This is a genomic window from Nocardia exalbida NBRC 100660 (assembly GCF_000308575.1).
GTDB classification, from domain to species: Bacteria; Actinomycetota; Actinomycetes; order Mycobacteriales; family Mycobacteriaceae; genus Nocardia; species Nocardia exalbida.
The window spans coordinates 19,931-31,842 of record NZ_BAFZ01000062.1; the positions used below are offsets into that span (position 1 = coordinate 19,931).

Genomic DNA, 11,912 nt, shown 5'->3' on the forward strand with positions numbered 1-11,912 from the left:
GATGTGACGCACAACACATATCGATAGGGGTGTGCGATCTCCGGACGCCACCACGTTCAAGCTGATGGCCGCCGCCCCGCTGCTTCCCCTTGGTCTATGGCTGTGCATGCGCACCGCCCGTCCCGCAGTGGCCCACCACCCCCGCCCGTCCAGCCGGTTCATCACCAGTACGGCGCTGGCCGTCGGCGTCGTGGGCGGCATCGGGGGAGGCTCGCTACTTAGTCCGGTCCTCGCGGGCCGAGGCATTCCACTCGCCGAGGTCGCGCCCGCCGCGCTCACCTCGACTCTGCCCAGGTCGATCGTGGGCGCGGGCACCTACATCATGCTCGCTGCCATCACCGGGGAAGTCCACGTCGCTCCGGACTGGGCGATCGGTATTAGTTGCGGCACAGGCGGACTCGCCGGATGCTATCTCGGCGCACACTTGCAACCAGTCCTGCCGGAGTGGGCACTTCGATTCACCCTTGGCGGGTCGGCAGCTGCGACTGCGCTGGTCTACACAATCCAGGCGCTTTGATCCGGCCGCACCATCCATCTCGGGCTTCGCCATTCGGCGGGGACTGCCAACTGAGCCCAGACGCGACGGTAGCTGGCCACTCCAGTTCTTGTCGGCACCGCACGCGGGTGCGCCGCTGGTGGCCACTCCTATGGCGGACCGGTCACCACCAACCCTGCACTCCTCCATCGCCCCCCACACACACCTCCACCGCACCCCACCTCAACCCCCTCATTGCACCCGCCAAACCCCCACATCTCTCCATCATCCCGACCTCCTCTGCCGCCATTCACCAAGCACACCTCTTTCATCGAGGGTAACAATGTTATAACGACCAGGGATTTCATCGAATTCCACGCAAAATCAGACACGGAAACCCTTGGCAAGGATCGCGCAATGTGTGCTTGATGGATGTATGACCGCGACGATTCACAAAGTTGTGGCAGGCAATGGCTATCAGTACTATATTCGAGACACACAATATCTCACGCGGATCAGATCCGCATGACGCTATTCCTGATGTCGAACGGGCACGCATGCGCACTGCGGTGGCGACAAAAATGTTCACCGAAGAATACGGTCGCGCACCGATAGATGCGCGCGAGTTGTCCGGCTGGGTGGCGAAGAACTCACGCCCGAACACCGCCGCGGTGGCGGGTTTCGACATCACGTTCTCACCGGTGAAGTCGGTGTCGGTGCTGTGGGCGCTCGCGCCTCGCAGCGTTGCGGAGAAGATCGAGGCCGCCCACCGCGCCGCGATCGATGACGCCCTGGCGTGGATGGAACAGCACGCGGTCGTCACCCGTCTGGGTCGTAGCGGTGTTCGGCAGGTAGATGTCGAGGGCATCGTGGCCGCCCGGTTCACGCACCGCGATTCCCGTGCCGGCGACCCGGACCTGCACACCCACGTGCTGATCGCCAACAAGGGCTTTTCGTTGCTTGGGCCCCACGTCGGCCTACTAACCGGGTCATGTCTCCCGATCGACTCTCTCCGATCGTGCCTGGTAGGTCGTCGGGTCGGGCGTCATGTTCGCCGTGGCGACTGCATCAACACGGCGCGAGCAGCTCTCGCGGTGGCGACGCGGCGGCTGGCCCGGAGGATAGCGGCCAACGGGTTTGGACTCGTCCGCCTACAAGGGCCGCAACGTCGTCGAAGGGACCTTCAACAAACCGAGCACTGGCGTGGCGCCGCCACCCGATACGACAAACTCGCCACGACTACCGCGCCGGGTTCGTCATGGCATCGACGGATGAATGACTGAAGCTATTCGGTGCGCGGCGCCTCACTCCGGCGTCGAATTCGTGCTGCGCAGGAAGGTGAGGGCGGCCAGGACGCGCTGGTTGTAGAGCGAGCCGTGCCGGTTCAGCCCGGTGGTCTCCGGCAGCGCCAGTTTGCTGTTGATCGTGGACAATTGCTTCTCCACCGTGCTGATCTTGGTGTGCAGCGTCTGCGCGATGCCGCGGTTGGAGCGGCCCTCCGCGACCAGCGCGAGGATGCGCCGCTCGTGGGGCGTCAGCTTTTCCAGCGGATCGGTCACCCGATGGCGCGACATCAATTTGCTGATGATGTACGGGTCGATGACCACCTCACCTCGGACGATTCGGGTGAACGCGTCGATGAGCTCGTCCAGGTTGCCGAGTCGTTCCTTGCCGAGATAGCCGACGGCGCGGGGGATCTCCTCGATGCTGAGCAGACGCTCGGCGTACGCGGCCTCCAAGTAGTCCGAAAGCAGCAACAGACCGACGTCCGGATAATTCGCCCGGACGAGCTCGGCGATGTCCAGACCGTCGGTGTCGTGGAAGGCGGTGAGCCGGATGTCGAGCAGGGCGAGATCCGGTGCGTGCTCGTCGATCAGCGGCAGCGCCTCCGGCCGGGTCGATGCCTGGGCGAGTACGTCGATGCCGCGACCGCGCAAGGCGTCGGTGAGCAGATCCAGGAACAGGCCGCGATCTTCGACGATGACGATTTTCATGACGTCGCTCCAGTCTCAGGCGCCTCGGGAAGCCGAGCGCGTAATGTCGTTCCGCGACCGGCGTCACTGATGATGGCGAGTTCGCCGCCGACACCCTCCACGCGATGGCGTAAGCCGGTCAGGCCGTCGCCCGGGCGGGCGCCACCGTGGCCGTCGTCGGTGATTTCGATGACGAGATGCCGGTCGTCCTGGTGCGCTCGCACGTGCGCACTGGTCGCCCCGGAGTGCTTGTAGACGTTGGCGAGCGCTTCGCTGATCACGAAATAGGCTGTGATCTCCACGTGTTTCGGCCACCGTCGCGCGGTCAGCTGGAAAGTGACCGGCAGCGGGGCGCGATCGGCCAGGTTCTCGATCGCGGGGCCGAGGCCGTGTGCGATCAGGACGGTCGGATAGATGCCCTGGGTGAGGTCGCGCAAGGCGCGGATGGTGTCGGTGAGTTCGGCGTGTGCGGCCGAGACCGCGCGCTGCGCCTGCTCCGGTTCCGGTCCCTCGCCCGCGGCCAGCGCGCGGTGGGCGCTGTCGAGCAGCATGAGGATGCGGAAGAAGCGCTGCTGAGAGCCGTCGTGCAGATCCCGTTGGATGCGCCTGCGTTCGTCTAAGGCGGTCTGCGCCAATCGCAGGCGCGACAGGCGGAGCTGTTCCAGCTGCGCCTGCTGGGTGGCGTAGAGGCGCGCGTTGTCGATGGCCAGGGCGACGGCCGTGATCGCCGCGTCGGTGGCCTCCGCCTGCCTGTCAAGCGCGGCGTCGTGCTCGATGACCGCGATGGGGTCGCCGCGGCGGCGCACTGTCGTCACCGAGCGGGCCGGGGTGCGGTCGGTCACGGTTACGGGCTGGCCATGAATGTCCACGTACCGGCCGTCGCCCAAGACGTAGGCGATGGTCAGCGTGGGATCGCCGAGGGAGCGTCGCAGCGCGGCCTGCAGCGCCCCGGGATCGGAGATCGAGGCCAAGTCGCGTTCGATGTCGTTGAGCAGATCGACCACGCCTTGGTGGGCGAGCTTGCGCACCAGCCAGCGAACCAGATACAGCAGCGGGACGAGCACGATCACCGCGACGGTGAACACCGACGCGAGCACGGCTTTCGCCTGGACGGGCGCGGGTATCACGGTGACCACCGCCTCGGCGATCTTGATCGCCGCGGTCGCCCCGATGCCGATCCAGACCGGACCGGCAGGCCTGCGGCGCACCGGTGCGGCACCCGCCCAGCGCCGCACCACGATGGCAACAGCCGCGACGCCCATGACGACGCCGAGGACGCTGCCGGTCGCCCCCCAGAAGGTGACCGGGCGGTGGATACCGATCGCCCACGGCGGTTCCGGGTGATCGACGAAGTACCGCACGACCTGGGTGCCCGTCGCGATGACGTGCGAGGCGATCACGAAACCGCGGTCGAACCTGCTGCTCAATCGACCGGTGGGCCAGGCCAATAGGACGTGCGCCGCGATACCCATCCAGCTGTAGGCGAGGCAGAAGCCGATCGCGAACAGCACACCGTCGGTGGCCCTCAGGTACTGCAGGTAATACACGGTGGCGCCGAGCACCATCAACCGTCCGATGCGCGGCGAGGGCAGACGAACCCAGGCGACCACACCGGCCGCGATCACCACCGAACCCGCGCTCCGGGGCGGGATTTCCTGCCACCAGTCCGGCGTCCACACCGACCAGGAGACGGCCATGGTCCAGCACGTCACGCCCAGCGCCGCGATCCCGGCCACGGCCGCGGAGGCCCAGCGCGGCACTCGCGCCGGACCCGCATCGCTGTCCACAACCATGCCCCTCACCGCACGATCTCCTCGTTTCCCCCGCTGGCCCGATCATCCACGACCACACCGCAGACGCAACCAAGGTTTCCACCCGCCCGCGCCCGAGTTTTCCCTCGCGCGTGCGGCGGATCACCGGGACGGCGGACGCCACGCGGGCCACGACAATATCCCTGTCGGCACAGCCGAATTCGAGGGGAAGATGCCATGAACGAGTACTGTTCGAGTTTCCGTGCCGTGCGCCTGCGAGCGCGTCCGGTGGACCGCAGACGGTTTCTCACCCGAGCCGCGGCGGCGGGAGCCGGTCTTGCGCTCGGCGCGACGATGTCGCCCAGGACCGTCTCGGCCGGAACCAATTCGGGGTTCCGGTGGTGCAGCCGCTGCCAGAACATGTGGTTCGCGTCGGGCGACGACCAGGGCCACTGCCCCGTCTCCCACCTCTGGGACCACAGCCACTACCAGGACGGCAGCGCGGTCTATCGGTTCGTCGACGAACAGCCCGAGGTCGGCCAGGATCGCGCGGGCATGCTGGGCCTGAAATGGTGCCGCACCTGCAAAGCGGCGTACTTCTCCTTCGGACGGGGCGTCTGCCCGAACAACTCGGAGGGGCATACACCGTCGGCCGAGACCTATCGCGTCGAAACGGATCTGCAGCCACCGCTGTCGGACTTCCCGAAGCAGCCCGGCTGGAACCGCTGCGTCGAATGCCAAGTCCTGTACTTCGGCCCGAATTGGATCGACAGCCACTGCCCGGCGGGCGACCCGCACCACGGAGCGGCGGTCGACTCGGGTGCGGGATGGCGGTTCGAAGGCTACTTCCCGAGGATTCGATGAGCCACCGGACACCGCGTGACGACACCGGGACCGCGGGCGTGCTGCCTGCGGGGTTCTCGGCGGTCGAAATGCTGGACGACGACGTGGTCGCGACGGTGACGGCGATCGCCGACCGCGACGGCCACGAGGCCGTGCTGATCCTTGCCAAGGCGCCCGCGCCGGACCAGGGGCGCACGGCGTTCCGGCGGTGGGCGAAGGGACTGCTCGACATCTCCGGCCGCCCGCACGTCGCCCGGATGATCGCCGCCGACATCACCCCGGACGGACGCCCCTTCCTGATCGTCGAGAGCGGGCCCGTGCTCGCCGACCACCTCGACGAACACGGCCCGCTCTCGGTGCGCGCCATCCGCGATGTCGGCGTCGCCATCGCGGACGCGCTGGCCGCCGCGCACTCCGTCGACCTCCCGCACGGTGCGTTACAGCCCGCCACGATCCTCCTGAGGAACGACCGGGCGGCATTGGCGGGCTTCGGCATGAACGCTCCGGGCTTGGCGGTGGCCGCGGCCGTCGACGCCTACACCCCGCCCGAGGATCTGCCAGCGGCGCTGGCGGGCCGGATCGTGGCCGGGCCGGCGGGTGACGTGTACCGCCTCGGCGTCACCCTGTATGTGCTGCTGGGTGGCGAAATGCCCTGGCAAGAAGCGCTGTTCGACCTGGCGGCGCGCAGCGTCGCGCTGCCGGAGATACCGGGTGTCGCCGCCGAATTGGTGGCTTTGCTGCGGGCCGCGACCACGGCCGATCCGCTCGCCCGGCCGAGCGCGGCGCAATTGCGCGACTGGTTGGCGGGGATGGTCATCGATTCCGAGCACCGCGCGACCGGAGCCATCCCGCGTGAGCTCCTCACGGGCAGCGGAGTGCGCAAGGTCGGACGGCGCAGAGCGGCGTTGCTGGGCGCGACCGGCCTCGGGGCGGGGGCGGTGGCGGGCACCCTCGCCAGGCATGCGAGTCCGGGTACGCCCGCCGCGCCGGCACCCATCGCACTGCCGAATCTCGCGCCGGTGCTTCCCGCGGCGGCGACGGCCGCCACCGGTGGGCTGTCGTTCATCACCGTCGTGGTGATCACCGTCGTCACGGTGACGGTCGGCGTGGTCGGCGCGATCACCGCTCCCCGCATCCTGCCCGACGTCTTCGGCGGCGCGCAGCCGTGCGACTCGGTGGTCGGCGACCGTCCCTACCCCGATGTGCTGGCCGGCTCGGTGCAGTTCCTGAACGACAACGGCTACAACTTCGTCTTCAAGTTCGCCACCGAGGCCAACGCCCGCGGATCGGCCGACCTCCGGGCCCGCACCGCGGCCTTCGTCCTGGAACCACCGGGCAGATACCAGGGGGAAGTGCGCGTGGAAGGTGACGACCTCCTGCTCAGCGGACCGGTGGGCGGAACGGCTCCGGGCACCTGGACCCGGCGCTCCGTGGCGACCAACCCCATCGCCCGCGCCGTTCTCGGCGTGCCGGGAATCGCTGGCGAGACACTGCGCACGGCGGATCCCGTCGAGCGCGACGGATGCGACTTCACCGGGCAGGTGGACGTCGGCGCGCTGCGCGCCGCCACCGGGCAACCGGCCGGTACCGGCCGCGCCGCCTTCGAAGCCGGAATCCAGGACGGCACCGGTGAATTGCGCTACTTCAACATCCGCGCCGGTAATCCCGCGCAGGACATCGAGCTGAGAGTGGAGCGCTCCGCTTCCCCCGCGGCGCCGGGTGACCCGGGGCCGCGGAAATCACGCACCGATCTGTCCGGCAGGTGGACCAACAACGAGTACTCCTTCCTCACCAACGGCTCCGTCGCGGGGCTGATGATCGGCGACCAGCCCGCGTGCAAGTCGACGGCAGTGCGTTCCGCCGGGACCAGTATGGACATCGAGTTCGACTGCCTGCCCGGGACGCAGCTGCCGCGATCCGTCGCCGTGCACGCGGAGCTTCTCGACGACGAGCACCTCGCGCTCACCGGGAGCGCGGCGCTCAGCGGCACCTACCGGCTGGCGAGCTGACGATGACGCGGCTTCCCGATCCCCTTCGATCGCGCGCCGTCCTCGTCGGTGCGAGCAGTTATGCCGACCGAGACCTCGCCGACCTGCCCTCGGTGCGCGCCAACGTGACCGACCTCGCGGAGATCCTCACCTCCGATCGCGGCACCGACCTGCCCGCCGCGCACTGCACCGTGATCACCGAGGATCGGCCCATCGCCGACCTCGGCGCACGAGTCGAGCGAGCGGCCGAGGATGCGGAGGACCTGCTGCTGTTCTACTACGCGGGGCACGGTCTGCCGGACAACTCCGGCGGGCTGTATCTCACACTGCCGTCCACCCGGACGTCCACCTTGCGGTGGACAGGCCTTCCGTTCGAGACGATCCGGGAGGCGTTCGCCGAATCGAGGGCGCGCAATCGGGTGGTGATCCTGGACTGCTGTTACTCGGGACGCGCGATCGGAGGCAGAATGTCCGGCGGCGCAACGACTTTGGCCGGACAGCTGGACGTCGACGGCACCTTCACACTGACCTCCACCCCGCGCAACGAGCTGGCGATGGCGCCGCCGGGCGCGATCCACACGGCCTTCACCGGTGAATTGATCGCGCTGCTGACCGAAGGCGATCCGGAAGGACCCGAGATGCTCACCCTCGGGCACATCTACCAGCGGCTCCGGTGGACGATGGACCAGCGCGGCCTGCCCCTGCCCGAACGCTGCGGCACCCGGACGGCCGATCTGCTGGCGCTGGCGCCCAACCGGGGAAATCGCGGCGCGCCGACCTCGGCGACCGAGCGCTACGCCGAACAGGTCCGGCAGCGGACCGCGGCGCTCGGCCCCGACCACCTCGCGGTACTGGCGATGCGGGACCGGCACGCCTTCGCGGTCGGAGAATCCGGCGCTGCGGCGGAGGCAGCGCGCCTATACGCGGGCCTGGCCACCGATTTCGCCCGTCTGCTCGCCGCCGACCACCCGGAGACGCTGCGGGCGCGGGAACAGCACGCCCGGTGGACCGCCGCCGCGGGAGACCAGGCCCGAGCGGCGGAATTGCATGCCGGGCTGCTCGCCGACCGTACGGACGTCGGCCGAGCCGTGCGCAGCGGACCCCGGGCGGTCGGCCGGTCCCGCGTACCCCGGAAGGAGACCCCATGACCTCCCACCTCGCCCGCCTTCGGGTCGTCGTCGGCGACTACGACGACCTGCTGTCCCTGCGTTCCTGGCTGCGGGACGAGGACGCCCTGCGCGGCCGGGTGGACCTCGTCCGGGCCGCTGCCGCTCCCGACCGCATGGGTAGCCTGTCCGATGCTTTGATCATCGCGCTCGGTGCGGGCGGCACCCTCACGGTGCTGGCCCGCGCCATTCCCGACTGGCTGCTCGGCCATAAGAACGTCACCATCGAGATCACCGGTCCGCAGGGGAAATCCGTCACGATCTCCGCGACGGGCGTTCGCGATCCGCGTGCGCTGATCCGGGAAGTGCTCGCCCGCAACGAAATCGAGTCCACACGGCAGGGCCTGCCGGACGCGGATCAGTGATCCGCTCCGCCGATCATCCACGTGTTGAAGGCGCCTTCCAGCGCCGGGTTCGCTTCCGAATCGAGGGCATGCCGGGGCGATCGAGGCCGCGGCGAGTACATGAGCGTTCCACATCACCGGCCGGTGGACTTGCCATGGCTGGTGAATATAGGCATTGCGCCGGGGCGCGAAGTGCGAAATCTTCGCCTGAGTACATTTCGGATCCTGACGACGAACCGATTTCAGGCGATTTGTGGGAACTTCTCATGCACTGCTCGCAGTCGAGGTCGCGCGTTCGCGCCGCCGTGGCTTCGGCGCGTTCGTCGTCCCCGGAGCACGGAGAGTGCCGTGACGCGGGCCGGGGATGAGGATCTCGCCGGGTTGGTCGATCGGATCGCGGATGGGCTGCGTGCGATGGCCGTGCCCGGGTGGCAGCGGCTGGAGGCGTGGTTCGCGATGACCGTTGTCGCCGAATCGGCGGTGTTGACGGTCGAGGACGGTATCCGGTCGTTCCGGTGCCCGGTACCGGATGCGGTGTGGGATGCGGTGCGCCGGCATCGGCAGGTGTCGGCAAGGGCCGACAACGGGCCGTGGTGGCGGTTGCTGGTGCGCGTCGATGCCGACGGTGTAGAGGCCGCTGCCGATCACGGTGCCGTACCGTTCCCCGGCGAGCAGTTGTTCGCGCCGGCGGCCTATCTCGCCGACTTGGAACGTTATCCCCGGGATCGGCTGCCGGTGTGGCTGGCGGCCTACCTCGGACACGGAGAACGCCGAACGCGGACGCCACGCGCCGCCGCCGAGGCAGTGCGTGCGGACCAGCGTGCGGGGTTGCGCGCGGTGGCCGTGGATGGCGAACTGCCGGAGCTGGCTGTGTTGTGGGCGCGGTGGGCGGTGCTGGCGGCAGCCTTCGTGGCGGTCGGGTCGAGGCAGGGGCCGCGGATCGGTCCGTCGGTGGGCATATTCGAAGGCGCGGGGCGCAGCGGTTCGACGCTGACGCTCCTGCCCGGCGACCGTGCCGTGCTGTCGGGTGGTGTGTGGGATGCGCCGGTCCTGGACGCGGCGTACAACGGCGGTGCACCGATGCCGGAACTCTTTGCGGGAGCGCCCGAATGGGTGTCCGATCCGGTGCTCAATCCGCGGGTAGCAACCGGTCTGCTGTCGTTTTGTTACTGGTGGGAGTCCGGTCGGTGGTACCGGGGCGAGTCCGCGCCGGTGGCGGAGTGTGCGCCGGCGATGCCCGCGGTGTGGACGGTCGGCACCGTTGCGGGTGTCGTCGGCAGCCTGCTGGACGACCGGTCGGGTGGTATGTCCGACGCGGCCGAGTTGTTGGTGTCGGCCGCGCAGGCCGGCGCGGTGACGCGCGAGGCGATCGTGCAGGTCTTCGGTGACGGCACCGATATCGACATCGACGGAGCGATGTTCCAGTTCGTACTCGCGGATCTGGACGCCGGACACGCCGAGGGGATCGGCGAAGCTGATGCGCTCGACCTTGTCCGGGACCACGTCCTACGACAGGGATACGACACCACGGGATACCCGCTGTCGACGCTGCGGGCCGAACGCATCAGCGTGGGCTGGATGGTACGTTCGCCGGTGCCGAACGGCGAAATCGCCTTGGACCGTGCGATTTTCTATGTCGCCGATGACGGAGTGGTGGAGCGCTCGACCACGTCGGTGCCGTTGTCGGTGTTCGTCACCGGTTTCGAGCGGCGGTTCCGGTTGCGCGGTAACAGCCGAGCCTGACCGGAGGGGGATCGCGACGTGAACGGTGAAGTTCGGTTGGATCCGGACCGCATGCGCGAGCGGGGAGCGAGACTGGCCGAACTCGGGGATCGCGTAGGGCAGACCTATGCGGGACTGCGCACTTCGCTGGCGCACGCCGAGGGCACGTGGGGTGACGATGATCTGGGTGTCGCGTTCGCCAGGGAGTTCAAGCCGCATGCCGACCAGTTGCTGGCGAATCTGCGGGCAATGGAGGAGAGCCTGCACAGCACGGCCGCCGGGATAGTCGACGCCGCAAGCCACTTCCAATCGCAGGACCGGCTCGGCGCCAGCCGGGTCGCCACTTCCGCCGACGAGCTGAATCCGATCGGCGAGCCGGCGGCGCCCTGGGCGGACGGCAGCGCGGGCACGTCCTCGCCCGCGGGCGCGCAGCCACCCGTGACGTCCCAACCCGCTGCGACCTTTCCGGCAGGGGTAGACCCGGCGTCTTCCACGCCCCCGCCGTATCCAGCGAACCGGGCTGAGCCCTCACAGAGTGCTGACCCCGCCGAACGATCCATCCCCAGCGGGCCGCGGACACCGGACGCGTCGGCGGGGCGCACCACGCCGGAGGGTGGTCCGCATCGGGACCTTTCCGATCGGTCGGCAGGCCGTGAGGCGGCCCAGGGGGGAGGCGGCCCGGGCGGCGCCACCCCCGGCAAGCCCGCCGGAGATTCCGGTCGCCGTCCTCCGGCCTCCGCGGTGTTTCCGCCGGCCGCCACGCGGGACTCGCCCCGTGCCCCAGCCGGGCGGCAGGGAGGAGTCGGCCCACCGGGTGGTGTGGGACGGCGGGACACGCCGTGGTCCGGGCAGCCGCCGAGGACGGCCGGACCACCCGCCGGTGCCCAGCCGAGACCCCAAGGCTCGCGGTTCGGTGCCCCGCCGCGGACGCGCAACCCCGCCGCCGAATCACCGCGCGGGCGCGATCGGCGTCGCTCCGGCGCGCCCTCGGTCACCCATCCCGTGGTCGGCTGGCTGGCGCGGATGCTGACCGAGCGCCACGGCGTGCGGGTGACCGGCTTCGACACCCCTGGCCTGCAGGTACCGGTCGTGCGGAGATTCGTGGCCGCGGTGGACCGCGTGCTCACCGACTATCCGGTGATCGCTGTGGATGTCGTCGCGGTCGCGGAGTTCGATGCGGAATCGGGGCCGGTGTGGTGGAGTCCCGAACCGCGCGATACGCGCGGCACGGGCACCGGCCGGTCGATCACCCTCGACCAGCGGACCGCGCAGGAGTGCAGGCGAGCGACGGTAACCGCGGAGTCCGACGCCGAGGCGGCGGAGCCGGAGATCTACCTGGCGACACTCCGCGAATTCGGCAGGGCGCTCGATTTCGTCGGTGGCGGTCTCGCGCGCAGGCAGGCGCAGCGCGTCCTGATCGCGGAGTACCTGCGTCTGGAGGCGGGACGGACGAGCACACTCGCCGAGGTGGTCAGCGGATACCGGCGTTGGCGTGCCGAGCTGGCCGGGGACGCGGGAGAGTTCGATGCGAGCCGGGCCCTCGGCGTGGCATTGGCCGATGTCGTCCTGCGCGGGGACGAGGCGAGCCGCCAGGCGCGAGCACTGCACGCGGTGCTGGTCGATGCCGCGTCGCGGCGGGGGTAGGCGGTG

10 protein-coding genes are annotated in these 11,912 nt (G+C 69.4%); 8 read left to right on the forward strand and 2 right to left on the reverse strand.

Going from position 1 to position 11,912, the window contains the following annotated elements; translation table 11 throughout:
- The first annotated feature begins 31 nt into the window (after positions 1–31).
- Together ON29_RS15295 and mobF are read left to right on the forward strand one after the other, a co-directional pair.
- On the forward strand, positions 32–517 hold the full coding sequence (locus ON29_RS15295; RefSeq protein ID WP_051175240.1) for a TSUP family transporter: 486 nt from the start codon (positions 32–34) through the stop codon (positions 515–517).
- Positions 518–1,032: 515 nt separating this feature from the next.
- Entirely contained in the window at positions 1,033–1,758 is a 726-nt protein-coding gene (gene mobF / locus ON29_RS37075) for a MobF family relaxase (RefSeq protein WP_373283879.1), read from the forward strand.
- A 21-nt stretch (positions 1,759–1,779) separates the two neighbouring features.
- On the opposite strand, the gene ON29_RS15305 is transcribed toward mobF, so the two are convergent.
- Both ON29_RS15305 and ON29_RS15310 read right to left on the reverse strand, forming a co-directional pair.
- The gene (locus ON29_RS15305; RefSeq protein ID WP_040866952.1) at positions 1,780–2,469 is read right to left on the reverse strand and encodes a response regulator transcription factor; all 690 of its coding nucleotides are present in this window, start codon (positions 2,467–2,469) and stop codon (positions 1,780–1,782) included.
- Positions 2,466–4,241 carry a sensor histidine kinase gene (locus tag ON29_RS15310; RefSeq protein ID WP_040866953.1) on the reverse strand — a complete coding sequence of 592 codons (1,776 nt, stop codon included), beginning with the start codon at positions 4,239–4,241 and terminating at the stop codon, positions 2,466–2,468. Before ON29_RS15310 ends, ON29_RS15305 begins: the two co-directional genes overlap by 4 nt.
- A gap of 195 nt (positions 4,242–4,436) precedes the next feature.
- On the opposite strand from ON29_RS15310, the gene ON29_RS15315 reads away from it, so the two are divergent.
- The 6 genes from ON29_RS15315 (at position 4,437) to ON29_RS35845 (ending at position 11,906) form a co-directional block, all read left to right on the forward strand.
- The gene (locus ON29_RS15315; protein WP_040866954.1) at positions 4,437–5,063 is read left to right on the forward strand and encodes a twin-arginine translocation signal domain-containing protein; all 627 of its coding nucleotides are present in this window, start codon (positions 4,437–4,439) and stop codon (positions 5,061–5,063) included.
- Positions 5,060–7,051, forward strand: coding sequence for a protein kinase domain-containing protein (locus ON29_RS15320; RefSeq protein WP_040866955.1), 1,992 nt, complete (start codon positions 5,060–5,062; stop codon positions 7,049–7,051). Before ON29_RS15315 ends, ON29_RS15320 begins: the two co-directional genes overlap by 4 nt.
- A 2-nt stretch (positions 7,052–7,053) precedes the next feature.
- The gene (locus ON29_RS15325; protein WP_051175241.1) at positions 7,054–8,178 is read left to right on the forward strand and encodes a caspase family protein; all 1,125 of its coding nucleotides are present in this window, start codon (positions 7,054–7,056) and stop codon (positions 8,176–8,178) included.
- The gene (locus ON29_RS15330) at positions 8,175–8,561 is read left to right on the forward strand and encodes an effector-associated constant component EACC1 (RefSeq protein ID WP_051175242.1); all 387 of its coding nucleotides are present in this window, start codon (positions 8,175–8,177) and stop codon (positions 8,559–8,561) included. The genes ON29_RS15325 and ON29_RS15330 overlap by 4 nt, the downstream gene beginning before the upstream one ends.
- A 327-nt stretch (positions 8,562–8,888) precedes the next feature.
- Positions 8,889–10,283, forward strand: a complete 1,395-nt coding sequence (locus ON29_RS15335) for a hypothetical protein (protein WP_051175243.1) — start codon at positions 8,889–8,891, stop codon at positions 10,281–10,283.
- An 18-nt stretch (positions 10,284–10,301) separates the two neighbouring features.
- On the forward strand, positions 10,302–11,906 hold the full coding sequence (locus ON29_RS35845) for a hypothetical protein (RefSeq protein WP_157172791.1): 1,605 nt from the start codon (positions 10,302–10,304) through the stop codon (positions 11,904–11,906).
- Positions 11,907–11,912: the final 6 nt, after the last annotated feature.

Excerpts from the sequence above, each read along its gene's own strand:
- mobF (WP_373283879.1), top strand. The coding sequence starts at position 1,033 with ATGCGCACTGCGGTGGCGACAAAAATGTTCACCGAAGAATACGGTCGC.
- ON29_RS15305 (WP_040866952.1), bottom strand. The coding sequence starts at position 2,469 with ATGAAAATCGTCATCGTCGAAGATCGCGGCCTGTTCCTGGATCTGCTC.
- ON29_RS15310 (WP_040866953.1), bottom strand. The coding sequence starts at position 4,241 with ATGGTTGTGGACAGCGATGCGGGTCCGGCGCGAGTGCCGCGCTGGGCC.
- ON29_RS15315 (WP_040866954.1), top strand. The coding sequence starts at position 4,437 with ATGAACGAGTACTGTTCGAGTTTCCGTGCCGTGCGCCTGCGAGCGCGT.
- ON29_RS15320 (WP_040866955.1), top strand. The coding sequence starts at position 5,060 with ATGAGCCACCGGACACCGCGTGACGACACCGGGACCGCGGGCGTGCTG.
- ON29_RS15325 (WP_051175241.1), top strand. The coding sequence starts at position 7,054 with ATGACGCGGCTTCCCGATCCCCTTCGATCGCGCGCCGTCCTCGTCGGT.
- ON29_RS15330 (WP_051175242.1), top strand. The coding sequence starts at position 8,175 with ATGACCTCCCACCTCGCCCGCCTTCGGGTCGTCGTCGGCGACTACGAC.